This is a genomic window from Geobacillus zalihae (assembly GCF_030414215.1).
GTDB lineage: Bacteria > Bacillota > Bacilli > Bacillales > Anoxybacillaceae > Geobacillus > Geobacillus zalihae.
The window spans coordinates 1,889,253-1,916,022 of sequence record NZ_CP129217.1; the positions used below are offsets into that span (position 1 = coordinate 1,889,253).

The 26,770-nt window shown below is 45.8% G+C and carries 19 protein-coding genes and 3 pseudogenes; 2 read left to right on the forward strand and 20 right to left on the reverse strand.

The window, feature by feature from the left end; translation table 11 throughout:
- Nucleotides 1–16: 16 nt before the first annotated feature.
- From QWV57_RS09595 to arfA, 3 genes are all read right to left on the reverse strand, one after another.
- Nucleotides 17–1,069: an aldose epimerase family protein gene (locus tag QWV57_RS09595; RefSeq protein WP_301099644.1), complete on the reverse strand. Its 1,053-nt coding sequence runs from the start codon at nt 1,067–1,069 to the stop codon at nt 17–19.
- A gap of 22 nt (nt 1,070–1,091) precedes the next feature.
- Entirely contained in the window at nt 1,092–2,087 is a 996-nt protein-coding gene (locus QWV57_RS09600) for a Gfo/Idh/MocA family protein (RefSeq protein ID WP_301099646.1), read from the reverse strand.
- 65 nt (nt 2,088–2,152) lie between these two features.
- A complete protein-coding gene (gene arfA / locus QWV57_RS09605; protein WP_301099648.1) occupies nt 2,153–3,658 on the reverse strand; it encodes an arabinosylfuranosidase ArfA in 1,506 nt (501 codons plus the stop codon).
- Nucleotides 3,659–4,075: 417 nt separating this feature from the next.
- Between arfA and QWV57_RS09610 the strand changes: the two are divergent.
- A pseudogene (locus tag QWV57_RS09610) lies at nt 4,076–4,932 on the forward strand (transposase); the annotation flags it as partial.
- Between the two features lie 300 nt (nt 4,933–5,232).
- Here the strand turns inward: QWV57_RS09610 and QWV57_RS09615 are convergent.
- The 14 genes from QWV57_RS09615 to QWV57_RS09680 form a co-directional block, all read right to left on the reverse strand.
- Entirely contained in the window at nt 5,233–7,164 is a 1,932-nt protein-coding gene (locus tag QWV57_RS09615; protein WP_015374992.1) for a glycoside hydrolase family 127 protein, read from the reverse strand.
- 36 nt (nt 7,165–7,200) lie between these two features.
- Entirely contained in the window at nt 7,201–8,025 is an 825-nt protein-coding gene (locus QWV57_RS09620; RefSeq protein WP_015374993.1) for a carbohydrate ABC transporter permease, read from the reverse strand.
- A gap of 15 nt (nt 8,026–8,040) precedes the next feature.
- Complete coding sequence (locus QWV57_RS09625) at nt 8,041–8,919, reverse strand: carbohydrate ABC transporter permease (RefSeq protein ID WP_041470711.1); 879 nt, start codon at nt 8,917–8,919, stop codon at nt 8,041–8,043.
- Between the two features lie 122 nt (nt 8,920–9,041).
- The gene (locus QWV57_RS09630; protein WP_015374995.1) at nt 9,042–10,364 is read right to left on the reverse strand and encodes an ABC transporter substrate-binding protein; all 1,323 of its coding nucleotides are present in this window, start codon (nt 10,362–10,364) and stop codon (nt 9,042–9,044) included.
- Nucleotides 10,365–10,670: 306 nt separating this feature from the next.
- Nucleotides 10,671–12,161 carry an L-arabinose isomerase gene (gene araA, locus QWV57_RS09635; RefSeq protein WP_060788486.1) on the reverse strand — a complete coding sequence of 497 codons (1,491 nt, stop codon included), beginning with the start codon at nt 12,159–12,161 and terminating at the stop codon, nt 10,671–10,673.
- A 16-nt stretch (nt 12,162–12,177) separates the two neighbouring features.
- A complete protein-coding gene (locus QWV57_RS09640; protein ID WP_060788487.1) occupies nt 12,178–13,872 on the reverse strand; it encodes a ribulokinase in 1,695 nt (564 codons plus the stop codon).
- Nucleotides 13,873–13,888: 16 nt separating this feature from the next.
- On the reverse strand, nt 13,889–14,575 hold the full coding sequence (gene araD, locus QWV57_RS09645) for an L-ribulose-5-phosphate 4-epimerase (protein WP_060788488.1): 687 nt from the start codon (nt 14,573–14,575) through the stop codon (nt 13,889–13,891).
- A gap of 91 nt (nt 14,576–14,666) precedes the next feature.
- On the reverse strand, nt 14,667–15,761 hold the full coding sequence (locus tag QWV57_RS09650; protein WP_011887526.1) for a GntR family transcriptional regulator: 1,095 nt from the start codon (nt 15,759–15,761) through the stop codon (nt 14,667–14,669).
- 119 nt (nt 15,762–15,880) lie between these two features.
- On the reverse strand, nt 15,881–17,104 hold the full coding sequence (gene mmsB, locus QWV57_RS09655) for a multiple monosaccharide ABC transporter permease (protein ID WP_011887527.1): 1,224 nt from the start codon (nt 17,102–17,104) through the stop codon (nt 15,881–15,883).
- 1 nt (nt 17,105) lies between these two features.
- Nucleotides 17,106–18,647: a multiple monosaccharide ABC transporter ATP-binding protein gene (gene mmsA, locus QWV57_RS09660; RefSeq protein WP_011887528.1), complete on the reverse strand. Its 1,542-nt coding sequence runs from the start codon at nt 18,645–18,647 to the stop codon at nt 17,106–17,108.
- A gap of 73 nt (nt 18,648–18,720) precedes the next feature.
- Nucleotides 18,721–19,797: a multiple monosaccharide ABC transporter substrate-binding protein gene (gene chvE / locus QWV57_RS09665; RefSeq protein ID WP_008880038.1), complete on the reverse strand. Its 1,077-nt coding sequence runs from the start codon at nt 19,795–19,797 to the stop codon at nt 18,721–18,723.
- 284 nt (nt 19,798–20,081) lie between these two features.
- A complete protein-coding gene (locus QWV57_RS09670; RefSeq protein WP_011887529.1) occupies nt 20,082–21,284 on the reverse strand; it encodes a response regulator transcription factor in 1,203 nt (400 codons plus the stop codon).
- A 13-nt stretch (nt 21,285–21,297) separates the two neighbouring features.
- On the reverse strand, nt 21,298–23,085 hold the full coding sequence (locus QWV57_RS09675; protein WP_029761232.1) for a cache domain-containing sensor histidine kinase: 1,788 nt from the start codon (nt 23,083–23,085) through the stop codon (nt 21,298–21,300).
- A gap of 18 nt (nt 23,086–23,103) precedes the next feature.
- On the reverse strand, nt 23,104–24,105 hold the full coding sequence (locus QWV57_RS09680) for a substrate-binding domain-containing protein (RefSeq protein ID WP_008880034.1): 1,002 nt from the start codon (nt 24,103–24,105) through the stop codon (nt 23,104–23,106).
- A 352-nt stretch (nt 24,106–24,457) separates the two neighbouring features.
- On the opposite strand from QWV57_RS09680, the pseudogene QWV57_RS18005 reads away from it, so the two are divergent.
- Nucleotides 24,458–24,722, forward strand: a pseudogene (locus QWV57_RS18005) (IS1634 family transposase); the annotation flags it as partial.
- Between the two features lie 260 nt (nt 24,723–24,982).
- Here QWV57_RS18005 and QWV57_RS17970 read toward each other — a convergent pair.
- From QWV57_RS17970 to fba, 3 genes and pseudogenes are all read right to left on the reverse strand, one after another.
- Complete coding sequence (locus QWV57_RS17970; protein WP_356948122.1) at nt 24,983–25,213, reverse strand: hypothetical protein; 231 nt, start codon at nt 25,211–25,213, stop codon at nt 24,983–24,985.
- 99 nt (nt 25,214–25,312) lie between these two features.
- Nucleotides 25,313–25,809 (reverse strand): annotated as a pseudogene (locus tag QWV57_RS18010) (RNA-guided endonuclease TnpB family protein); the annotation flags it as partial.
- Nucleotides 25,810–25,826: 17 nt separating this feature from the next.
- Nucleotides 25,827–26,714: a class II fructose-1,6-bisphosphate aldolase gene (gene fba / locus QWV57_RS09690; RefSeq protein ID WP_008880032.1), complete on the reverse strand. Its 888-nt coding sequence runs from the start codon at nt 26,712–26,714 to the stop codon at nt 25,827–25,829.
- Nucleotides 26,715–26,770 lie beyond the last annotated feature (56 nt).

Here is a 26,770-nt window from a genome sequence, read left to right on the forward strand (position 1 = left end):
TCCGCCTCCTATCCGTCTATGACGTCCGCACACCAAACCGGTAGACCGTCGTTGATGCTCGCTCTTTGCCAGCCGGCAATACGATCGACGGAAACTGCGGATGATGAACCGCATCCGGCAGCCCTTGTGTTTCCAGGCAGATGCCTAAATATTTCCGCGACGGCACGCCGCCTAGATCCAACCCTTCCGGCAACTGGTTCGATGTATACACCACCACGCCGACTTCGTCCGTCTCCACCGTCAACACTCGCCCGCTCTTCGGGTCGGAAAGCACAATCTCTTTGTCATGATGCCGATCGAGCCAAAACGGATGGTCATAACCCCCGCCAACGAGTTCAATTTGCGGATGCCCGGATTCGACCGCCTCCCGGATCGTCTTTCCTTGCCGCAAGTCAAACGGCGTGCCGGCGACATCCAAGACGCGGCCTGTCGGAATCAGCTCCTCATTCAACTCGAGCACACGCGAGCTTTGGATCGTCAGCGTGTGGTCCAATATATCGCGCTTGCCGTTGCCGCTTAGGTTAAAATACGTATGGTTCGTCAAATTGAGCAAAGTTGTTTTGTCCGAACGAGCCCGGTACGTGACGGTCCATTCGTTGTCATTGTTGAGCCAATATTCCACTTGAACATGAACCGTTCCCGGGTACCCTTCCTCCCCGTCCGGGCTCGTGTACGAAAAGACGACGCCCACTGCATCGTCGCGCTGGACGGGCTCGGCCTGCCACAGCACGCGGTGGAATCCGTTCGAACCGCCGTGCAAGTGGTTGTTGTTTTCGTTTTTCGCCAGTTGATATGTGATTCCATCAAGTTCGAAGCTCGCCCCGCGAATGCGCCCCGCCACCCGGCCGATCACGGCGCCGAAATAAGGGGCGTTCTCAACATACGGTTCAAATCGTCCAAACCCGAGCACGACATTTTCGATGTTGCCGTTCCGGTCGGGAACGCGGAGGTCCGTCACGATGCAGCCGTAGTTTGTCGCCGACAGTTTTATGCCGCGGTCGTTTGTCAAGGTGAACAAGAGAATATCGTTTCCATTCAGTTCGGACCACTTTTCGTATGTAATGTTCATCTCGATTCTCCTTCCTTTATAACTATAACCGCACGATCGCTCCCGTTTTCATCGATGTGCGGCAAGCATCGAGCGCCCGCGCTTGTTTGATCATGCGCTCCAGCGAATACAACAGCGGCGTCCCTTCGAGAATGGAGCGCGAAAAGTGCTCGATTTGCAGCGCGTATTGATCGCCTGACACCGTTTCCTCGCGTACGTTCCCATCAGCCGTTGCGACCGTAATCCGTCCCTCTCCATCATCCACATCCGGTCGATACGCCCGAGAAACAACAATGTTTCCTTTCGTGCCGATGATTTCGTACTCATTTTTGAAGAACATATCGAAGCTGCACGTGAACTGCGCAAGAACACCGTTTTCCATCCTCATCCAACCGTTCGTCGTCAAATCGACCGAATGGTGTGAATCAAAATGGGACTGAACAAATAGTTCAATAGGTTCGGCGCCAAGGATGTGTCTTGTCGAGTGCACACAATAACAGCCGACATCGAACAGACTTCCCCCGCCAAGCTCATCGTTCATGCGAATATTCGTCTCCCGGTCTTCCAGGTAAAACGAGAAATGGGTGCGCATGTACTTGACATCGCCGATCTCGCCAGCAGCTAGAAGTTGCTTCACCCGCTCGTGCTGCGGGTGGAATTGGTACATGAACGCTTCCATAAATAAAACGCCATTTTCCTCGCACACCTCGATCATGCGCCGGACATCTTCTGCGCATAAAGCGGCAGGTTTTTCACAAAGCACGTGCTTTTTCTTCTTCGCCGCTTTGATCGTCCATTCAGCGTGCAGGCTGTTTGGAAGCGGGATGTACACTGCGTCGACGTCCGGGTCATCAAGCAGCTGGTCATAGCTGTCATACGCTTTCGGAATACCGAGCTCCTTCGCCGCTTGTTTAGCTTTCCCGCTCTCACTCGCAATGGCCACGACTTCAGCGTAATCCGCCCGACGAATGGCGGGAATCATCACGTATTTGGCAATGGCCGCTGTACTCATAATACCAAAGCGAACTTTACGCCCCATGTTTCGTCTCTCCTTCCCGTTTTCAAAGGGAGAGGCTGGCCATCAGACCAGCCTTCATTTCCTTATCATTTTCCTAAACGGATGACGTTCCACGACAACTTCGGCAACGTCGCCGATACTTTTCCATCGGACATCTGAGCGTCGCCGTTGCGATGCGGAACAACCGGGGACGACTGCGCCGAATTCGTTTGTTTCACGTTTTCATGCTCCAAAACGATATGCTCAATGACGCGATAGTCTTCAAAACTGCGAACATCGCATTCGAGCAGCAACGCATCGTCCATATCACGGTTGACGGCAAAAATCGTCACTTCTTCTTTTTCTTCATTGTAAACCGCAATCGATTCTAAGTATGGCACATCGGTGAAGTCTTTGCTGTCGTATTTCGGGCTGGAAACCACCGGATGCAACGCCACTCCTCTTCCATACACAGAGGCATGCATAAACGGATAGTAAATCGTTTGTTTCCATGCCGGGCCATTCTTTTCCGTCATGATTGGTGCAATGACATTCACTAATTGAGCCAAGCAGGCAATTTTCACCCGATCGGCATGTTTCATGAGCGTAATAAGCATGCAGCCGACAAGAAGTGCATCTTCAAAGTTATAAATATCCTCCAACAGAGGCGGCGCGACGGTCCACGGTTCAATTTGCTTATCCGCTTCATTTGAGTGATACCATACGTTCCATTCATCAAACGAAAGATGAATCGTCTTCTTGCTTCGTTTTTTCGCCTTCACATAATCAGCAATGGCCACAACCGAACGGATAAAATCATCCATTTCCAGCGACATCGCCAAATAATTCGCCGTGTCATTATCTCGATTTCCAAAGTATTGATGGAGGGAAATATAATCGACATGCTCATACGTATGATCAAGAACAATCGCTTCCCATTCCGCAAATGTTGGCATATTTCTACCTGAACTTCCGCACGCAACAAGTTCAATTGTCGGATCCACCCATTTCATCACTTTGGCCGCTTCACAAGCGATTCGTCCGTACTCAACGGCCGTCTTATGGCCGATTTGCCACGGACCGTCCATCTCATTGCCTAGACACCATGTTTTAATTTTATGCGGCTCTTTATAGCCGTGGGAAATGCGCAAATCGCTGTAATACGAGCCCGATGGATGGTTGCAGTATTCAACCAAGTTGCGTGCCGCATCAATGCCGCGCGTTCCTAAGTTGACGGCCATATTCACTTCGGCCCCGACCATCTTTGCCCAATCAACAAATTCATTCAACCCGATTTCATTGGTTTCCACCGACTTCCACGCCAAATCAAGACGCCGCGGCCGCTTTTCTTTTGGTCCGACTCCGTCTTCCCAGTTGTAACCGGACACAAAATTCCCGCCCGGATAACGGATAATCGGTACTTGTAACTCTTTCACCATTTCAATGACATCCTGCCGGAAGCCGTTTTCATCCGCTTGTGGATGACCCGGCTCATAAATCCCTCCGTATACCGCGCGGCCGAGGTGCTCGATAAATGAGCCATAAATGCGTTTGTCGATTTCAGCAATTTTGAAGTCTTTTTCGATGATCATGGTTGCTTTTTTTGCGGTCATCTGCGATTCTTCCTTTCTGTTTTTTATTATACTCCCAATCTATTTTTCTCTTCCCCATTTCGGCTTTGCCGGAAACGGGCAACACTCCTTGTTTCCACTTTGCCTGATAGTGGACAAGATACCCGCTATGAGCACATGTCGTGCCGTACTGAAGAGAAGGACAATTTATGCATATACTGACCCTTTTCTCATAAACATCATCAGGAACGAAAAGCTGAAGGATCAATTTGTTCAACAAGTTTAGCCATCATTTTCTGTGTAACAACCGTACTCCCTTCGCAGCCCCGGCACCGTTTTTTCATGTTTTTAGCTGCCTTGATCCTCACCGTAGATTGGCTAAAACAAAACTGTTTCATTTTCATCAAGTATGGGCCGTACCCAAAAAACCAAAGAAGTCCCCTAAGGCATCACGAACTTTTATTCGCTCTGATTGTTTCCAAGTATATCTGCCAAACCCGCCGTTCACTTTGTTTCCCTAGCCGCTGTGTGTGGCGGATTCGCCCGAAATGATGGCTGGGGAAAGACTCCTTCCATAAACCCTGTATCACGATGAACGCACCGGAACAAAGCTGTACGTGGCTTATTCACCAGAATCATCATCTCCGACGGACGTTGTGGAAACGATTGAGTTATGCCACGATGTTCCTATGGGGGAACAACTGACGAACCCCCAACAGGTACTAGTAGAAGGCCGGACGTATTTCAGAATGCATCGGCGAATTTATCGGGCGGCGCCAACTGTTTTTCATTCGTGTGAAGGACAATGTAGAGATCCGTTAAAGAAAAGCCTGAAACACCTTCCATGCATATCATTACCGATTCAAGATGATTTCACTTGTTAGCTAGGAACGAAACAATGCCGTTCTGTCAAGCGTCATCGGGTACGTGATCTTTCAAGATGCAAGTGGTCATGACATTCGTGTTGTGATGAACATTTTGAACTTATCTGCCGAAATCATTACCGATACGGATCAAGGGAGTTGGATCGTTGAGGTGTTTTTTTCGTTGTATGAAGCAATATCTCAATGTCCCAACATTATTTGGTACAACCGAAAACGTAGTATATAATCAATTGTTTGACATTTTCATCACATATCTGTTGTTGAGACGGCTTTATGGTCAAACAAGCAAACGAACGAAGCACCATCTTTCCTCCACTTCTTCCATTTTCCATTTTCCTTCAAGCAAATTCCGCTCGATTGGAAATATCCAAGGGCACCATTGCTTTATTTGAGTATGCTCAAATGTATGGAAGGACCATGTCTAAGTTTTAGATAATCAACACTCGTGGCTTTTCCCCATCTACATTCTCTGTCCCCTTTATTACCTAACAATAAACATTGGCCCCACGCTTACGTAAATAGCGACTATCAAGCAACGACCGACCGATCATCTTTGCATCCGGACTGGGCATGAATGTTATTGCCGCCATTTTGGTCAACTCCCCCAAAAGTTGGATTTCTCTCAAAAAACAGCCCACGTCCATGTACTAGGACGCCTATCATTTGTAGCGGATCAAGGGCTGAGTCAAAACACACTCACGTTTTGAGCCAGCCCTCTTTCATCAACGGAATTTACTTCTCATTCACCCACACCGTCATCTCCCCTTCTCCTCGGTTGCACCAGGCATAATAAGGAATCGCACGGAACGGAACTTGATAGGTTTGGGGGTCAATCGGCCGATACAACTCATCATTCCATGCTGATTCATCCATTCGCTCGGCGGTTCCGGTGATCACTACAACCCCTTCTAGCAAGTCCGGCTCAAAGTGCGCTTCCAGATGGGCATCGCGCGGGAGGAACAGATTCGCTAAATTTGGCCCATTATCAACTTCTTCCAGGCAATACACAATCGGCCCGCGCTGCAACGCGACTTTCCCGGCATTGGCGCGCACTTGAGGATGAGCCTTGATCCGTTCAACTGGCATCGGGAAAACAAGCTCCACTTGATCCCCTTTTTTCCATATCCGTTTGATATAAGCATACCCTTTTTGGATCAGTGGAACCATGTCTACTTTTTCTCCATTGATCGTTAATGTTGCTCCCCGACACCATCCTGGAATGCGCAAGCCAATCGTAAATTCCCCAGCGGATTCCGGCAAAACCGTCAATCGAACCGTTCCATCCCAAGGATAGTTCGTCTCTTGCACGATTTCGACCGACCGTCCACCGAGTTCCGTCCGAATGTCGCTGCCGACATAAAGGTGGACGAACAAGGCGTCTGATGTTTGCGAATAAATATAATGGCCAATCGACGCGATGAGACGGGCCAAGTTCGGCGGGCAGCACGCACAACTGAACCATTTTTGCCGCACCGGTTTCACATGGCGCTTGTCATGGCGTTCGCATGCCTTCGGCCACACTTCGAGTGGATTGACGTAAAAAAACTTCTTGCCGTCCAAATCCATGCCGCTAATGGTTCCATTGTATAATGCCCGTTCCATTACATCCGCGTATTTCCCATCCGTCTCCAACTCGAGCATGCGGCGCGCCCAAAATACTAAGGCGATCGATGCGCACGTCTCCGCATAGGCCGTGTCATTCGGCAAGTCAAAATCAAATGTGAACGATTCACCAAACGCGCTCGAGCCGACGCCGCCCGTGATATACATTTGCCGTTTCGTTACGTTTTCCCACAACGTTTGGCATGCTTGCTTCAACGATTCGTCTCCCGTTTTCGCCGCCAGTCCCGCCATGGCGGTATACATATAGAGCGCCCGCACCGCATGCCCAACGGCTTGTTTTTGTTCCCTGACTGGAATGTGAGCTTGGTGGTAGCGGTAATCATCATGAAACCAAAACGGTTTGGTTTCTCCTCTTGCTTTTTTCTCCCAATCAAAGTAGTGAGGCTGCTGTCCGCGCTGGTCAATAAAATATTGACTCAGTTTAAGATAGCTCTCATTTCCCGTCACTTCATACAGTTTCAACAGCGCCAACTCAATCTCCTGATGTCCGTCATATCCCGGAATTTGACCCTCTCCCCGGCCGAATACCGTGCCGATATAATCGGCATACTTGCACATGATATCCAAAAAGCGCCGTTTGCCTGTGGCCCGGAAATAAGCGACCGCTGCTTCAATCAAATGACCGGCACAATACAGTTCATGATTGTCCCGCAAGTTTGTCCATCGCTTTCCAGGCTCCTTAACCGTATAATACGTGTTGAGATAACCGTCCGGCTGCTGGGCGCGGCTGAGCAGCTCAATCACGTCATCGGCGAGTGCTTCCAATTCCGGGTCACGCTTTTCCTCGAGTAAATACGCGACCGCTTCGAGCCATTTCCCTACATCGCTGTCTTGAAAAACCATCCCGTAAAACTCTCCATCCGATTCCCCTGCGGCAATGCGAAAGTTCTCAATCGCATGGCTTGGTTCAGCACTAGGGATAAGATCATTCAATGCCTCCCACTGATACGGTACAACTTCTTTTCTAACAACATCTACATATCTACTCCAAAACCCTTCAGTAATTTTAATGTTAATGTTATTATTCACCTTTTGTTTCATGCCCCTCATCCTCCATTTTTTATTATTAAAATCAAATTAGTCTTTCAATCCTGATAACGTTATACCGCGAATAAAGAAGTCTTGGGCCAATAGAAAAATCACTATAACGGGTAATAAACTAAGCACAGTCCCAGCCATTAATACAGGCCAGTCAGTAGAATACATCCCTTGCATAGATGCCAAGCCTAACGGTAATGTCATTTTCTCCAAAGAATTAATAAAAACAAGAGGCCCAAGAAAATCATTCCATGTTCCCATAAAGACAAAGACTCCTAAAGTAGCAAGAGCAGGTTTAGATAGCGGCAAGAATATCCTCCAATATATCCCAAATGGTGTACAACCGTCTATCTTAGCAGCATCTTCCAAGGCTGATGGAATAGTAAGGAAAAATTGGCGCATTAGAAAAGTTCCAAAAGCCGAAACAAGCCCCGGTAAAATCAATGAGGCATGAGTATCGACCAATCCATAGTAGCGCATCAAGATGAACGTGGGAATCATAGTAACTTGACTTGGAACCATCATAGTTGCAAGATATAACCCAAATATTATATCGCGATAACGAAACTTAAGACGTGCAAATACATACCCAGCCATTGAACTCGTAATCAGTTGACCGATAACTACAATAACTGTTATCTTAAGACTGTTTAGAAAAAATAGATCAAAAGGAAAGCGATCAAAAATTCTAAGATAGTTTTCCCAATGTATTTCTTTCCCAAATGGTTTAGGGGGAAATATAAATACCTCACTCATATCCTTAAATGAAGTACTCAACATCCACAAAAACGGGAAGATCATAAAAATTGCCCCTAAACTAAGACACACATGTGCTAATACCCTTTGAGTTATACTTTTTCTCATAACTCTCGCACCTTTTTAATAAATTTCAGATTTCTTCTTCTGATGCCAAAACTGCACTAGCGTAACAATTGAGATCATAAAGAATAAAACATACGACATTGCACTAGCATAACCCATTTTGAAGAATTGAAATGCATTTTCATAAATATAGTGAACCATAACGGATGTTGACCTTGCAGGCCCTCCCTGGGTCATAAGGAATACTGAATCGAACACCTGAAAAGACCCTATAACAGACATCACTGATACAAAGAAAGTAGTTGGAGAAAGGAGGGGGACTGTTATATTCCAAAACTTCTTAAACCAAGTTGCTCCATCGATATCCGCAGCTTCATAATAACTCTCCGGAATAGACTGTAATCCAGCCAAAAAAACTAACATATTGAACCCCAAATTTTTCCATACACTAGTCATGATAACTGCAGGCATTGCCCACTTTGTACTTGTTAACCAACTTGGTCCTTCTATACCGAATAGACCCAAAAAATAATTTAAAACACCATATTCTGGATTATAGATCCACTGCCATATTACGGCTACGGCCACCATAGACGAAATAACAGGGAGAAAATAAGCAGTTCTATAAAATTTTATCCCTCTAAGTCCTTGATTGAGAGCTACTGCTAATAATAAAGATAGAACAATGCCTACTGGCACAGATACAATGGTGAAATAAAGTGTATTCCAAAAAACTTTTTTAAAAGTTTCATCGTGAAATAGGTTAATATAGTTCTGTAAGCCCACAAACTTGATCGGCTGTAGTAAATCCCATTCAGTAAAGCTGAGTAGAAAGGAAGCTATGATAGGCCAAAATGTAAATAATAGAAAACCAAGTAAATTAGGAAACAATAAAACAATTGCCCATGTAATATCTTTGCGAAATAACCCCAGAATTATACTTTTTTTACTCCATGCCCTTAATTTTATAGATAATTGAATATCATTTTGCGTATCCATTTTGACCCCCCTCTTCTTAGAAAGGCCCTAGGGGAAAACTAGGGCCCTATCGCTCGTATTCAATCCCTTTGTTTTCTAAGCTCTTCGTTTGAACGATTATCGATCCTCTCAACCACCTTGTCTAGCGACTCACCGTTGTAATAGAATTTGTCTAATTCCTCAGTAATAATGGAGGTAATCTTGTTATTAGAGAGGAAGGCATTAGGATAAGGCTTAGCATTCTCAAAATATGTCACCATCTTTTCAAAACCTTCTGGATGCACTTCCTTATTATACCATTTTTTGATCCCTTCATTTGTATACAGGGCTTTGCGATTAGGCATCCATAGACCTTCCTTGACTAGCTGGATTTGATACTCTTCAGAGGAAAGAAAACTAACCAACTTCCAGGCTTCTTTAGGATACTTAGTTTTAGCTGAAACAGCATGTACGTGAGCTTGACCGTGAGTAACTGCCTCCTTAAATTTTGGTAATGGAGCCACCCCGACAGGAAACTTCATGGACGCCAGTTCCTGTAATGACCAAGAACCATCAATAAGCATACCAATTTTACCTGTTTGTAACATTTGTGTTGGTCTCATTCCTATTTTTTCTAATACACTCGTTTCTGGAGCTACTCCATACTTAACTCTTAAATCTAAAACAGATTGTAAAACTTGTTTTACCTCCGGGGTATTAAAGGTTGATTTCGTAAAACTGTTATTGTATGGACTCCCACCATTGGAGAAATATTCAGCCACCGTCATGTAGTTATTTTCGAGTCCAAACACTCCAAACTGTTCAACCTTATCTCCGTTCTTTTTAGTAAGTTTTTTAGCAACCTCTACAAATTGCTTCCATGTCCAAGCCTTTTGGGGATCGCTAGAAGGATAAGGAATTCCTGCTTCGTCGAATAACTTCTTATTGTAAAAAAGGACGGGTGATACTGTACAGCTACTTACACCAAAAATCTTCCCGTCAATCTGCATAATACTTGCCGCTGAAGGTATAAAGTCATCAATAGAATACTCTTCTTTAAAGTAAGGGGTTAGGTCTAGAAGAACTCCTTTTTTCTGAAAGGTCCGGTAATCCTCAGAGCCTAGAAAAAATACATCAGGAGCAGCGTTGCCTGCCAACATGGTTAATAATTTTGAGCTATATTGAGATTGAGGAATTGGTGTGTACTGAACTCTTATGTTAGGGTTTTCCTCCATAAACTTTTGGAGTCCTTTCTTAACAGCTTCAGTCTCTAATGGGCTAGCCTCCCATCCCATGAACTTTAGAGTTACAGTTTTTGATTCACCTTCCCCCTGGGCAGTTTTATTATTAGAACTGCATCCTCCTAATACTATTAAAAATGTTGTGAGTAATATTATCATTATGATTGACTGTTTTTTTCTCACGAATAAACCTCCCTTTCCATGAGTTATTACAGAGATCAGTAGTAACAACAAAAAATTCTAACTAACAATTTATATGTACGTACAAAACCACCCCCATAATGATTGCTTTGGAAATTAAACTATTCTTGAAAGCGTATTCTAGTTTTTATATTATCGCTTTTTGTTCGTACATGTCAATATTTTTTTGAATTTTAATTCATTTATTTTTAACAATTGTACGAACATATAGTTATGTGTAGGTTCAAGAAGGGACACGAGCTCTCAGCCCGTGCCCTAGGATGCCAAATCATTCGATTTTCTAATTTCTTATCTCCCCCGCCAAAACACTTCATTCCATCTCAATTCATTTTTGAACGATGAGACGGACGTATGTTCATTGATCACGACGCATTCGATGCCGGCCATTTCCGCAAAATCCTGCAGTTGTTCTGTTGTAACTGCAAATGAGAAGCATGTATGGTGGGCGCCGCCAGCCAAAATCCATGCTTCAGCTGAATCGCGGAGCGATGGACGCGGTTTCCATAAAATGCGCGCAACGGGCAATTTCGGCATGTCGTGCTCCACTTTTACCGCATTGACCTCGTTGACGATGAGGCGGAACCGGTGCCCTAAGTCGATTAGCGACGCATTGACGGCCGCCCCTTCACCACCGTCAAAGACTAAGCGGGCTGGGTCTTCTTTTCCGCCGATCGACAGTGGATGAACTTCAATGCGCGGCCGGGTTGCGGCGATCGTCGGGCATACTTCGAGCATATGGGCGCCAAGAATCATTTCATTGCCCGGCTCAAAGTGGTACGTGTAATCTTCCATAAACGACGTCCCTTTGCCGTCGGCCATGACTTTCATCAACCGGACGAGTGCGGCTGTTTTCCAGTCGCCTTCGCCGCCGAAGCCGTATCCTTCCGCCATGAGCCGCTGAACGGCGAGTCCCGGGAGCTGCTTCATCCCATGCAAATCCTCAAACGTCGTCGTGAAAGCGGCAAAGTTCCCGTCTTTCAGGAAGGCTTTTAATCCAAGTTCAATCCGCGCCTGTTCACGGATCGACTCGCGAACCGGCCCGTCTTGGCGGCCAGCGGGCACAATGTCATACAGCTCGGCATATTCCTCAAGCAGTTCGTTGACTTTTTGTTCGGAAACATCGCGGATGTATTGAACCAAATCCCCGACGCCATAGCCATTGACCGACCAACCGAATTGGATTTGCGCTCCGACTTTGTCCCCTTCGGTCACTGCCACTTCACGCATGTTGTCGCCAAAACGAGCGACTTTGAGATGGCGGCTTTCCGCAAAGGCGACGGCCGTTCGCATCCACTTCGCCAGCCGCTCGCGGACGCTTGGGTCTTCCCAGTGCCCGGCCACCACTTTTCGGGCGACTCCCATTCTTGCGCCGATAAATCCGTATTCCCGGTCGCCGTGGGCCGATTGGTTTAAGTTCATAAAGTCCATATCGATGCTGTCCCACGGAATATCGCGGTTAAATTGAGTATGAAGATGCAATAACGGTTTTCGCAACTCCAAAAGGCCGCCAATCCACATTTTCGCCGGCGAGAACGTATGCATCCAGGTGATCACCCCGGCGCATTGTTCATTCGCATTCGCCTCAAGGCAAACGCGCCGGATTTCCTCTGGCGTCGTGACGACCGGTTTCAAAACGAATGGGAACGGAAACACCGAATCGCGGTTCCACCCATCGACCATGATTCTCGAATGTTCTTCAACCTGCTTTAATGCTTCTTCCCCGTACAAGTGCTGGCTTCCTGTTACAAACCAAAATTCATAAGGACGTAATGACAGCATGATTGCCCCTCCCCATTTACGATAAAGTCACCGATTCGTTCGCCGTCCGTGCAGTTTCTCTCCAATGTTTGAGCCGTTTCATGACATCGTTTTCCCCACGGCCGAAATAGTCATGAAGCTTCGTATATTCTTGGTACAACTGCTCGTAGATCGCGACATTCTCTGGAATTGGCTTGAACGTCTCTTCGCGTACTTTCCCCATCTTTTGGGCTGCGTCGACGATCGATTCATATCCACCGTTTTCTTTGCCGGCCGCGACCGCCGCAAACATAGCCGCCCCCACCGCCGGAGTTTGTTTCGAAGCCGCGATTTTGATCTCGCGGTTGGTGACATCGGCATAAATTTGCATGAGCAGTTTATTTTTTTGCGGCAGCCCACCGCACGCATACAATTCGTCAACTTTGACACCGTTTTCAACGAAAGCATCGATAATTTTGCGTGTGCCAAAGGCCGTTGCTTCAAGCAGCGCACGGTAAATCTCTTCTGGTTTCGTTAGCAACGTATAGCCGATGATAAGCCCGGTTAAATCGGTATCGACCAATACGGAGCGGTTGCCGTTCCACCAGTCCAACGCCAACAGCCCGGTTTCTCCCGGCCGATAGGCAGCAGCCCGCTTCTCAAGCCATTCGTGGACGCCGACTCCTTCTTTTTCTGCCGCTTCTTTCACATATGCCGGAACACCTTGCTCCACATACCAAGCGAAAATGTCACCAACTGCGGATTGGCCGGCTTCGTAACCGAAATACCCGGGAATGATGCCGTCCTCGACGACCCCGCACATGCCTTCGACATATTTTTCTTCCGTGCCCAGTAGCATGTGGCAAATCGAGGTTCCCATCGCCATCACCAGCTTGCCGGGCTCGACAACCCCGACACCCGGTACGGCCGCATGGGCATCGACATTTCCGACGGCAACGGCCGTTCCCGGGAGAAGGCCCATCATGGCCGCCATTTCGTTCGTCAGCACTCCCGCTCTCGTACCAAGCGGAACGATCGGACCGCGCAGTTTCGTGTCTGTCAAGTGTTCCAGCCGCGGGTCGAGCGCCCGGAAAAATTCCTTGCTTGGATACCCATCTTGTTTATGCCAAATCGATTTATAGCCCGCTGTGCAGCTGTTGCGGACGATATTCCCGGTCATTTTGAAAATGACCCAATCGGTCGCCTCAAGGAAAAGGTCGGTCTGTTCGTAAATCTCCGGATCTTCGTTTAGAATCTGCCAAATTTTCGCAATCATCCATTCAGATGAAATTTTTCCGCCATATCGCGGCAAAAACGCTTCCCCTCGTTTGGCAGCGATCTCGTTGAGCAAGTTCGCCTCATCCTGAGCGGCATGGTGCTTCCACAGTTTCACCCAGCTGTGCGGGCGATGCTTAAACTCTGGTTTCAAGCAAAGCGGCTCTCCGGAGGCATCAACCGGCAACATTGTGCAAGCCGTAAAATCGATCCCGACCCCGATAACATCCGATGGACTAACTCCAGACTTTTGCAAGACGGCCGGGACAGCGGTCGCCAACACTTCGATATAATCGCCCGGGTGTTGCAACGCCCAGTCTGGCTCGAGTTGTACGTTCGATTCCGGCAGGACTTCATCGATAACTCCGTGAGGGTATGGAGTGACATGATCCGCAATTTCGTTTCCATCTAGATCAACGAGAACCGCCCGTCCCGATTCCGTCCCATAGTCGATGCCAATGACATATTTTTGGCCCATCTAGTTCTCCCTCCCCTTATTGCCCATAGTAAGCATTGACGCCATGCTTGCGTAAATAGTGGCGGTCAAGCAGCGATTGGCTGATCGGCTGTACGTTCGGATTGAGCATGAATGTTCTTGCTGCCATTTTTGCCACCTCTTCCAAAACAACAGCATTATGAACGGCGTTCGCTGGATCTTTCCCCCAAGCAAACGGTCCATGCCCATGCACTAAAACGCCAGGCATTTGCAGCGGATCAAGGAAACGGAACGTTTCTGTAATCACCTTTCCGGTCTCTAGTTCATAAGCCCCTTGAATTTCTTCATTGGTCATCGGGCGGGTGCACGGAATTTCCCCATAAAAATAGTCCGCGTGCGTCGTCCCCAACGGAGGAATCCCTTTCCCGGCCTGCGCCCAAACAGTCGCCCAAGTCGAATGGGTATGCACAATTCCTCCGATTCCCGGAAATTGTTTATACAGCCAGAGATGGGTCGGAGTGTCCGATGACGGTTTCCACTGTCCTTCCACCACCTCGCCGTCTAAATTCACGACCACCATATCTTCCGCAGTCAGTCTGTCATACGCCAACCCACTTGGCTTAATGACAACCAACCCGCGCTCCCGGTCAATCCCGCTCACATTTCCCCATGTAAATGTCACAAGGCGGTATTGTGGGAGCTGCAGGTTGGCCTCAAATACAGCCCGTTTCAGCTCCTCAAGCATAACTCCCACTCCCTATAAAAGTCTCTTCACCTCCATTATAATTTTGTACGTACAATTTTTCCATACTTTTTTCTTTATTTTGGACATATTTTTATATTTCTTTAGTAGAGTTCCGGACAATTAACTCAGGTTTATAAATAATATCCCTGATCGTTTCAGCCGTTGGCTGTTCGATCATTTGAATAAGCAGTTGCGCTGCTTCGATCCCCATTTCCATTTTTGGATGACGGATCGTCGTCAACTTCACTTCCGTCGCTGTCGCAAACGTCGAGTCATCAAACCCGACGATCGAAAGGTCATCGGGAACGGATAATCCTTGTTGACGAATCACCTCAAGAAGTAAAATCGCCAGCTCATCGTTATAGCAGACAAAGGCAGTTGGTCGCTCCCCTTTTGGGCGTTGCAAAAACTGTCTTGCCACCTCAAGCGGTTTTGTCATTTTCTCCTCTGTTGCATAAGAAAGAAGATAGTCTGTTGCAACAGGCATCTCGTGTTGCTGGTGAGCGCGAATAAAGCCGCGCAAACGGTCCACTCCTTGCAAATCGTCGGTTTTAAAGAAACCAGCAATCCGGCGGTGCCCTAAACGAATAAGATGATCGGTCAATAAAAATCCGCCCTGCTCATCATCCATTTTCACGCATGGACAGCTCACTTCCAAATAGCGAGCGTTAATCATGACATACGGAATATGGAGGTTATTGAGCGACAAGTAGTAGCCTAGATTCGGATTCCCTTGTGCACTTTTGGTCGGCTCGATGATCAACCCGCTTAATGGTTCTCGAATCATCTCCTCAAGCTGCTCTTTCTCTCGCTGTTTATCATTATTCGTACTGGCCAGCAAAAGACGGTATCCCTTTTCCCGCAACGTCTCCTCCGCCCCGCGGACAATATGCGGAAAAATATAGTCGGAAATATAAGTAGTGATGATCCCAATGGTTTTCGTATCCACTTGTTCTTTTGACTTCGGCCGGGACACAAATGTGCCGCTCCCTTGAATTTTGTACAGCCACCCTTCCTTCTCGAGCTCCCCGAGCGCCTGCCGAACCGTATGACGACTTAACTGAAACTGGTTGGCGATTTCATGCTCAGTTGGAATTTTCTCATCCGGCTTCATTTTTCCAGACACGATCCAAGATAAAATTTCTTGCTTTAATTGCACATATTTTGGCACCATTTTCTCCTTCATAAGTCCACCTCAACGACAAAAATGAGATACAAATTAATTTTATTATAGCAATTCTCATTTGTTCGTATCTATTTTTAATAACAAAGGGCCAAGCAGATTGGCTTGACCCTTTGTTTTGCTTACGCAGCTTTGTTTTTGTTGTAAATATCAAAGGCAACAGCGGCAAGCAGAACAAGTCCTTTAATGGCTTGTTGCCAGTCGATGCCCAGTCCAAGTAAGGACATCCCGTTATTCATTACGCCCATGACAAGACCACCGATGATCGCCCCACCGATCGTACCGACGCCGCCATAAGCAGATGCACCTCCAATAAAGCATGCCGCGATGGCATCGAGTTCAAACAAATTTCCTGCTTTTGGCGTCGCTGCGTTGAGACGGGCAGCAAAAATTAGTCCGGACAAAGCGGCCAATACCCCCATATTCACAAACACCCAAAAAGTGACACGTTTTGTTTTAATCCCTGACAGTTGGGCTGCCTTTTCATTGCCGCCAATAGCATAAATGTGACGCCCAACGACCGTTCGATTAGCGACAAATGAATAAGCGATGATCAACGCAGCCAAAATAACTAAGATTGTCGGAATTCCTTCGTACGTCGCCAAAATATAAGAGAAGATCATAATAACGGCAACAATGACGGCCATTTTTATCCCAAACACCGGGGCAGGACTGACCGCAAAGCCGTATTTTTTTTGGCCGTTTCGTTTTCGCCATTCCAATGCGATAAATAAGACAGAAATCGCTAAACCGACCACAAGAGTGAAAAGATGAAGAGATCCCCCATTAAATAGATCTGGAAGAAACCCTGAACTAATATTTTGGAATGTTTTCGGAAACGGGGCGATTGATTGCCCCTCTAAAATGACCATCGTCAACCCGCGAAACAGTAACATGCCTGCCAACGTCACAATAAACGCCGGGATTTTCACGTAGGCAACCCAAAATCCTTGCCATGCCCCAATCAAGGCTCCTAGCACTAAGCAAATGAGAACTGTCATCCAAACCGGTACATGATGTTGAACCATAAGAATGCCAGCCAAAGCCCCGACAAAGGCTGCCACCGATCCGACCGATAAGTCGATATGTCCAGTAATAATGACAAGCATCATTCCAACAGCCAACACTAAAATATAACTGTTTTGCAAGATTAAGTTCGTAATATTTAGCGGCCTTAATAAAATGCCTCCCGTTAATAATTGAAACAATAACATGATCAAGACGAGAGCGATCACCATGCTATAGCTTCTCATATTGCTTTTTATCATCTGTTTGAAAGTTAACCGTTCGTCCTTTGTTGACCGCTTTGAAGGTTGGTGTACTGTTTTTTGCATCGGTGCTTCCATCTTATACTCCCTCCCGAATAGCCGTTTTTGTCATTAGTCTCATTAATTTTTCCTGTGTTGCTTCTTCCCGTACAACTTCACCAGTGATGCGTCCTTCGCTCATCACGTAAATCCGGTCGCACATCCCGAGAATTTCTGGAAGCTCGGAAGAAATCATTAAAATGCCTTTCCCTGCATTCGCCAACTGATGAATGATCGTATAAATTTCATATTTCGCCCCTACATCAATTCCCCTTGTCGGTTCATCCAAAATCAAAATATCCGGTTCGGCAAAAATCCATTTACTTAAAACGACTTTTTGCTGATTTCCACCACTAAGCGCTTCCGCTTTTTGAAACACGCTTGGCGTTTTAATTTTGAATTGGTTACGGAATCGTTCCGATTCAATAATTTCCTTATTTTCATCGACCACAAAATGGTTCGAGATTTTTCCTAAGCGAGAAAGCGTAATATTTTTCCGAATGTCTTCCATTAAGATAAGGCCATTTCCTTTCCTGTCTTCGGTTACATAAGCGATCCCGTTGGCAATGGCTTTACTAACATCGCTTACATCGATTTTGGCCCCATTTTTCCATATCTCACCGCTGATTTTCTTTCCGTATGATCGACCAAAGATGCTCATGGCCAATTCAGTTCGACCTGCCCCCATGAGACCGGCGATTCCCACAATTTCTCCTCTGCGAATTGACAAATGAACATTATCAATTACTTTGCGTTCGGGATAAACAGGATGATGTACGGTCCAGTTTTTTACTTCAAATATAACTTCACCGATCTTCGGCGTTCTTGTCGGATAACGGTTCGTTAAATCACGCCCCACCATTCCGCGAATGATTCGATCCTCGGTCACTTCATCGCGCTTCATATCCAATGTTTCAATCGTTTTTCCATCCCGTAAAATCGTGATCGAATCGGCGACCTTGGCAATTTCATTCAACTTATGAGAAATAATAATGGCAGACAAACCTTGTTTTTTAAACTCTAAAAGCAAGTTTAATAAATTTTCACTGTCATCTTCATTCAATGCCGCCGTCGGCTCATCCAAAATAAGCAATTTTACTTCTTTGGATAATGCTTTCGCGATTTCCACCAATTGCTGTTTGCCGACTCCAAGTTGACCGACCAACGTGTGGGGGGATTCATCCAATCCAACTTTCTGCAACAGCTCTTTTGTTTGTGCAAACGTTTCGTTCCAGTTAATGACTCCTTTTTTCGCCCGTTCATTCCCTAAAAAAATGTTTTCAGCAATGGACAAATAGGGGATTAGGGCAAGCTCTTGATGGATGATGACAATCCCTAATTGCTCGCTCTGTTTAATATCTTTAAATTTGCATACTTCTCCTTTAAATAAAATTTCCCCGTCATACGTCCCATATGGATAAACGCCACTTAACACTTTCATCAATGTCGATTTTCCTGCCCCATTCTCCCCGCAAAGCGCATGAATTTCTCCTTCTCGCACCTTTAAATTCACATTATCAAGCGCTTTCACTCCGGGAAATTGTTTCGTAATCCCCCTCATTTCCAAAATAAATGCACACATACTCCCCCGCCTCCTCGTAAGAGAGCACGGATATAAGGGACAGCAGCCCTTATATCCGCTTTTTCTCTCAAGCTTATTTCAAATCTTCTTTTTTGTAATAGCCACTATCGACTAGCACTTTTTCATAATTCGATTGATCGACGGAAATCGGTTCCAACAAGTAAGACGGCACGACTTTTACCCCATTATCATATGTTTTGGTGTCGTTTACTTCCGGCTTTTTGTCCTTCAATACTGCATCAGCCATCTCAACAGCTTTTTTCGCCAATTCCCGCGTATCTTTAAATACCGTTTGTGTTTGTTCACCAGCAATAATCGATTTTATTGAAGCCAATTCCGCATCTTGTCCCGTGATTACCGGCATCGGTTTGCTCGCGGTCCCATAACCGACCCCTTTTAAGGAAGAAATGACCCCGATGCTAATACCGTCGTACGGAGACAGTACGGCATCAACACGAGCGTCCGTATAATGCGCGCTCAGCAAGTTATCCATACGCGCTTGAGCTGTCGCCCCATCCCAACGGAGTGTTGCAACTTGGTCGAATTTTGTTTGACCGCTTTTTACCACTAGCTTTCCTGAATCGATGTACGGTTTTAAAATCGACATGGCTCCATCAAAGAAGAAATAAGCGTTATTGTCATCTGGAGATCCAGCAAACAACTCAATATTGAACGGGCCTTTTCCTTCTTTAAGACCTAGCTTTTGTTCAATGTATTGGCCTTGCAGCACACCAACTTTAAAGTTGTCGAATGTCGCATAGTAGTCCACATACTTGCTATTCTTGATTAAGCGGTCGTACGAAATCACCTTAATCCCTTGTTTATTCGCTTTTTCCAATACGTCGGTCAACGCTTCCCCATCAATCGGTGCAATGACTAACACGTTAACGCCTTTGGTGATCATATTTTCAATTTGAGATACCTGGTTTTCGACTACGTCTTCAGCATATTGCAAATCCGTCTTATAACCGAGCTTCTCAAACTCTTTCACCATACTTTCCCCATCACGCACCCAGCGCTCCGATGACTTTGTTGGCATCGAAATACCGACAAACCCAGCGTTCTTTCCGCCACTCGTTCCGATGCCGCCACATGCAGACAACGCCAATACAAGGAACAGTAACGTTAGTGTAGATAAAAACCTTTTCATTTTTCCCCCTCCTAAAATTTGTACGTATATTTTCTTCGTGCTTTTACTATATCATTGATTAAATTGTACGTCTTTTTAATCAATTAACGATTTTTATAAAAATTTAACTTTATTGAAGCGTTTTCAAAAAAAGAAAGATGTCCCTACAAATTGGGACACCCTTTTTGATTACCATATGTAAACAATGAATCTTCCTTGAATCGATATCTAGTATGTCTGTGGAAGGCAGGCGGCTTTTGAGGTCAGCTCCCGCAAAAAGAAAACGTGATCTGTTTTGCTACTAGCTATGCCTCACGTTCTAGATGTATCTTCCGATATTGGTTTGGAGGCACTCCCATCGCTTTTTTAAAGGCCGTGCTAAAATAATGTTGTGTATCATAGCCGACTCGCTCGGCAATTTCGTGAATAGGTAGTTCCGTAGATAAAAGTAGCTCAACCGCCTTCGTCAGTCGAATTTTCGTCAATAAGTGAACAAAAGAAATGCCTAGCTCTTGCTTGATCATTCGGCTCAGGTAAATGGGAGAGACATTGAGAAATTGAGCAACCGACTCAAGTGTCAGTTCTGACTGGCTAAAATGTGTCTGTATATACTGTTTGGCGCGGCGGACAACCGGAGAAAGACGCTTTTCTTCCTCCATCTTCCTCTTACATTTTTCATACGCCGAAATCACCCCGGTCACCCCTCCCTCTACCATTTCCATATAAGCGCTAGCTCCAATGTACAAATATTGCTTTAATGCGGCTTCAATCCCCCTACGCTGTTCTTCACTAATCGGTGTCCAAACTATGACAACAACGAACCCATTTGAATCGCGAAAAACCAACATTTCATGATTCACCAACAATTCAGACACGATGTTTTCTATCGCAAACAAAAGAATGTATCGATCCCGATCGTTCATAATGGGTTGATTTTTAAACGAGAACCATTGAATGACAACAACTTGAACAGGACAAAATGATGGAAGGCCAAGCAAAGGCAACTGTCTCATCATTTCCTCTTCCCTCAATCTTCCTTCTACCCATTCGACTCCTAATTGCTGGCGAAGCAACCCGACATTTTTTTGTACTTGACTCGTTAATAGCTCTACATATCCTCTCTCCTGATGCTCACGTTCAAGTTTCTCTTTCACCTTCGCCACTACTTCGCGCAATTGCTTTGGGTCCGTTGGTTTTAACAAGTAATCATCCACCTGGAGACGGAGTGCTTCTTGCGCATATGAAAACTCATCGTAACCAGTAATCACGATCATATGGCAGTGCGGCAGCCTCTCTCGCACATGTTTCATAAGTGTCAGCCCGTCCATAATCGGCATGCTCAAATCTACAAATAATACGTGCACTTCATGTTTTATCGCTAATTCTAGCGCCTCTTCCCCATCTTCCGCTTCCGCGATCACTTCCATATTGAATTGAGCCCAGTCGATCGATTCTCGAATTCCTTCACGAATAATCATCTCATCATCCGCAATTAGCACTTTCCACATTTCTTCGTCCCTCCTAGGAGAGGTTCATGATCATTGGATGCACAATCATCACGGTCGTTCCTTTCCCTTCTTCACTGTCAATATACAACCGATAAGACGGACCGAATGTTAATTGCAACCGAGCCTGTACATTGACCATTCCGTATCCTTTTATATTTCTCATCTTGCCTTCCTGATCTCCCGCTGTAAAGTCAATCGTTAGACTTTTCCGCAGCTCCTCAAGCCGCTCCCGGGACATTCCAATCCCATCATCTTTCACGCGAATATACATCGTTCCATCTCGCTCTTCTGCTTGAATCGAAATATGCCCCGGTCCTCTTCGCTGTTTAATGCCATGATAAATAGCATTTTCCACAATTGGCTGCAACAACAATTTTAACACATAGAACTGTTGCAAATGTTCAGGAATATCAAATGTGTAGTTTAACTTATCTTTATAACGAACTTTCTGAATGTGCAAGTAACTTTTTATATGTTCGATCTCCTCAGCGAAAAGAATCATGTTCCTTCCTTTGCTCAACCCGATGCGGAACAGCTTTGCCAGCGCACCCACCACTTCCGCTACATCATCCGCCCCTTTTTTTCGCGCCATCCACTGAATCGTATCTAACGTATTGTAAAGGAAATGCGGCTTAATCTGGGCCTGCAGCTCCCGCAACTCCGCTTCCCAACGCTGTCGCTCCTGCCATTCTGCCAAAGAAATAAAACGTTGCATTTGATCCAACATATGGTTGAAGCTTCGGCCTAATATCCCAATTTCATCCATACGTTCATCATGATAACGGACCGTTAAATCGCCTGCTTGCGCTTTTTTCATAAAAGCTGTTAGCTGGCTGATTGGGCGCGATAACGAAAAAGATAAGTAATACGAGGCGCCGAGCGCAATAAAACAGACGAAAAAGATGAAGCTGATGATATAAAAACGGATTTCCATCACTTCTAACGCCGATTCATTGCCAGAAAATACTCCGATAATCGTCCAATTGGTAAACGGGGAGCGTTGATAAATCAACTGGATATGTTGTCCGTTTATTTCTTTCGAAAACGTACCACTATTCCCTTGAACCCATCGCAGCGGAATTGTTCGAAGCGGCGATGGGCTTGGAGTATAAATACTCTCGCCTCGCTCATCTATCACTAGCAAATGTCCCCATTTCCCAAGACGGACGTTTTTTGTCGCTTCTGCAATGACTCGCAGCTTTAAATCAATAAGCACGACTCCCTTCACCTTTTGTGTCTCAGGCTCTAAAATCGCCCGTACTGCGGATACGACCTCTTCGCTTGAATAATTGGCATGGGAAAGGACATTTCGCCCACCAGGATGGCCAATCATTTTAAAAATCCCTTTATTTTTAACCGCCTCCTGATACCACGATTCCTCTGTCAACGGTTGCGAGGAGCGGCTGTACATTTCATTGCTAATATAATCGCCATATTGGTTGACAACCAAGATTCCAGCAATTTCAGGATATAACGTTGTAATCCCTTGCAAAAACTGACGAATCTCATACTCATCACTAGAGGTGGAGCGGTCAAAAAATGCTTTCGTCTCAGGATTAAATGCAATTAAATACGTAATATTTTGCATATTATTAACATAAAACTCTAATGTTCTATTGACTTGGCTAATTAACTGTAACGTATTTTCGTTAACTTGCCGCTCGATGATTCGGTCAACCGCCCAGCTCACTAGGCCTCCAAGCCCGAGAGCAGGGACAATCATAGAAATCAGCAACAAGGAAACAAACTTGTACCGTATCGGCCAATGACGAACTCGCCAACGTTTTCGTACTCCCAACATCGATCACTCATTTCTTCTTTATCTGGCATAAAAACGATCCACATTTTCTTTCGTAACAACCGTGATCCCTGTATCGACATACACCGGCAGAGGCAAATCCCCTGACCGCGAAGAAGACGTAAGGCGATGATGAAGTTGAAATAAAAACTGCAACGACCAGTATCCCATATTCCATGTTCCTTGCGCCAATGTCGCAGCAATGACACCCTTCTTCACCAAATCTAACGTTTGTTTTTCCGTATCAAAACTAATCAATTTTACATGCTTTTTATTCAACATCACAACGGCCTCGGCCATGCCAACTCCCCCATTCGCTTCCGTTGCGAAGATCCCCTGCACATCTGGGTAATCCTCTAAGATCTCTATCGCCGCCTGTTTGGAAGCCCTAACATCCCCTTTCCCATTTTTTACAGCCACCACATGCATTTGTGGGTATTTTTGATAAATTGTCTCGACAAACCCTCTTGTTCTCTCTTGGTGATTAAGCTGATAAGGCGAAGTAATGATCCCGACATTCCCTTTATTCCCCAACAGTTTCGCCATTTCATGAGCTGCTGTCACTCCAGCATTATAGTTATTCGTCCCTAAAAACGAAAACGCCTTGCTTCCCGAAGCATTCGAATCAAACAACACAACTGGAATTCCTTTCTCCACTGCCTTGTTGATCGTTTTCGTCAACGCTGTCGGATTAATCGCCGAAATAGCAATACCCGCCGGCTTCCTTGCGATCACCTGTTCTAGCACCGTCACTTGTTCATTGACATCATACTGTGTCGCTCCGCGATATTCTACAGAGACGTTCAACTCCTCGGCGGCGTCTTCAAACCCTTTGAGACAGCGCTTCCAATAATCCATTCCTGATTGGAAGGTGATCATGACGTATTTTTCGTTAGGTTGGCCTTGAAATGCCGTCTCTTCTTGGGAGGATAAACGAAGGTGAGAAATTTCGAAATGATAGCGATATATATAAAGAAGAAACAAACCAATCAAGCAGACATAAATAATTGCTAATTTTTTCATATTAACCCTCCCCCCTGCAATATTCTCAAATCTCTTTAATAAAAACTTTCATCAATCGAAACCAATGGGATGACGTATTATTCCCTAAGTATAGGTGACGTTTATTCTAAGTGCAATAGGGGAGGTGGAAACGCTCCTTATTCATGTGTCATGTCTCAGCCCGAGTTCGACAGTTTGAGGCCCATTTTAGGCAAATGAAAATGCCAGAAATGCCGTTATATCAAGGGTTTAGCGGTGGTTAACCTAGGAAAAAACGCCGAATTTCATAGGCACACGCTTTATAATTTAATCCTTTTAATATAAAGTTTTTTTGTTTATAATATAGACATGTACATTCGATGGGTAACCGTGGTTACTGTCAATGTACCATCAATTGGAGGATTGCATCTATGCTCACGTGCTTCTCCACGGTCTAATCCTCCTCTTGATCCGAATCGAGAGTAAAATCGTGGCCGAAAGTAAGAGACAAATGTCAGCGCTCCACGTTAGGACATTTTTCTTCAAAATATCGTGACCTCTATCAGTGTACAAAGATCACGACCAAACAAAGGAAAACCTCTGTGGCTCTAGGGCTGGAGCCTCCTCTGAAGATCCTAGACATTCATCCTCGCTCCTAGATACACGCTAGAAGTATGCCCAATTGCCTCTCAGCCCTTCTGTATCAAGGGCTGGGAGGCGATTTGTTTGCCTAGTCACTGTCGAACTCGGGTCTCAGCATCAAAATCCAAAACAAAAGGGGTGTCTCAAAAGCAGCGAGACACCCCTTTGTCACTACTATAAATATACAATATACGTATCAACAGATTCATAATTCTATATCTCTTGTTTCTCTGAGAAGGAGCAAACACCCTTTGTCGTGACTCCCTCTACTATCTTGTTATGCTTCAGGAATCCAGACAATCATTTGACCCGGCTGCCGGTTATCCCATACGTAATAAGGGATAGCTGTAAACTCGAACGGTTTGGCAGTAGGTGGAGTATTTCGATATAATCCTCCGTCCCAATCAGAATCATCGCACCTCAGCACTTGACCTGCTCTTTTTACCATTCCTCCGAGCAAACGCTCATCAAATTGTGCTTGTAGTATTGAAGTTCTCGGAAGGGAAATCGCATATAACGGTTCTGGGTTATCCGCCCCTTCTAGACATTGAACGTTCGCCCGCCTACGCTAACACTTAGAGGTGAGAGATTCTTGGGAACTTCCACTCTACGGGAGGCGGTTCACCAAGCCATCCCTGTGCGTCCCGCAGTTCAATAACTGCAAACGAAGCCCTTCCTGCAAAATATTTCGAGCAGCGTTGTGATCCCGGTCGCGTTCGACTCCGCAGTTTCGGCACGCCCTCGAACGGATGTTGAACGATTTCACCTCCACCTGCCAATGCCCGCAGCCACGAGCACCATTAACTCGATGAAAACGTGTAGCCGACACGGATCACCGTCCACCCCTACCATTTCGCTATATATTCCACTCCCCTGAGCGATCGTCCCCCATGCGGAATCGGAAATGCGTTTGGCCAGTTTGCGATTCTTCTGCATGTTCGGCACGCACAAGTCCTCCATGCACACTACTTGATTTTCGCCGATCAAGCGGGTGGACAGTTTGTTCGGGAAATCGTTCCGGCAGTTGGTGATTTTCTCATGAAGCTTGGCCCCTTTTCAGCGGGCTTTGCGCCTGTTCGAACCGCTTGGCTTCCGGCGCGACAGCTTGTGCATCATTCTCGTTACAATGAAGACAACACCCCTTCTTTCGCTTTCCCTACCGAACCGAATTCGCGAATTTTTTGTCTTACGGTCTGTTTTACTTCTTCTCTTCCTGCCCCAAGGTATTTTCTCGGATCATACAGGCCGTTATTCTCATTGAGTAAAGAACGAACTCCCCTAGTAAACGCCAATTGATTTTCCGTGTTGACGTTAATTTTAGCTGTTCCTAACGAAATGGCTCTGCGAATATCCTCCAAGGGGATTCCTGTTCCTCCATGCAGCACAAGCGGCACGCCAGTTAAGCGCTGGATTTGTTCCATTTGCGCAAATCCTAATTTCGGTTTCCCTTTATACGGACCGTGAACCGAACCTAATGCCGGTGCTAGGCAGTCAACTCCGGTTTCTTTGACTAACCGCTCACATTCTTCCGGAATGGCGTACATCGCTTCCGCTTCATCGACCACTACGTCATCCTCTTGCCCTCCGATTCTTCCGACCTCTGCTTCAACGGAGACACCAAAAAACCGAGCCGCCTCAACAACTTTTTTTGTCATCGAAATATTTTCTTCCAAAGGGAAATGGGAAGCATCAATCATCACGGATGTAAACCCAGCTTCCATCGCTTCGAGGCATTGCTCATAGGAGGAGCCGTGGTCTAAATGGAGAGCGACAGGTACAGTAATGCGGTATTCTTTCACGAGTTCTTTAACCATGGCCGCTGCCGTCCGGAGTCCACCAAGATGCCCGATATATCCCGGACTCACAGCCAAAATGACGGGTGCTTCCTCTTCTTCGGCCCCTAGGAGAATGGCTTGGGCGAATTCTAAGTTGTTCACGTTAAAATGGCCGACAGCATAGTTTCCCTGTAAAGCACATTGTAACATTTCCTTCATTGAGACAAGCGGCATTTCGATTCCCCTTTCTGTTTACACATTCGTGAAAAAGCATCAAGCGCCCTAAGGCG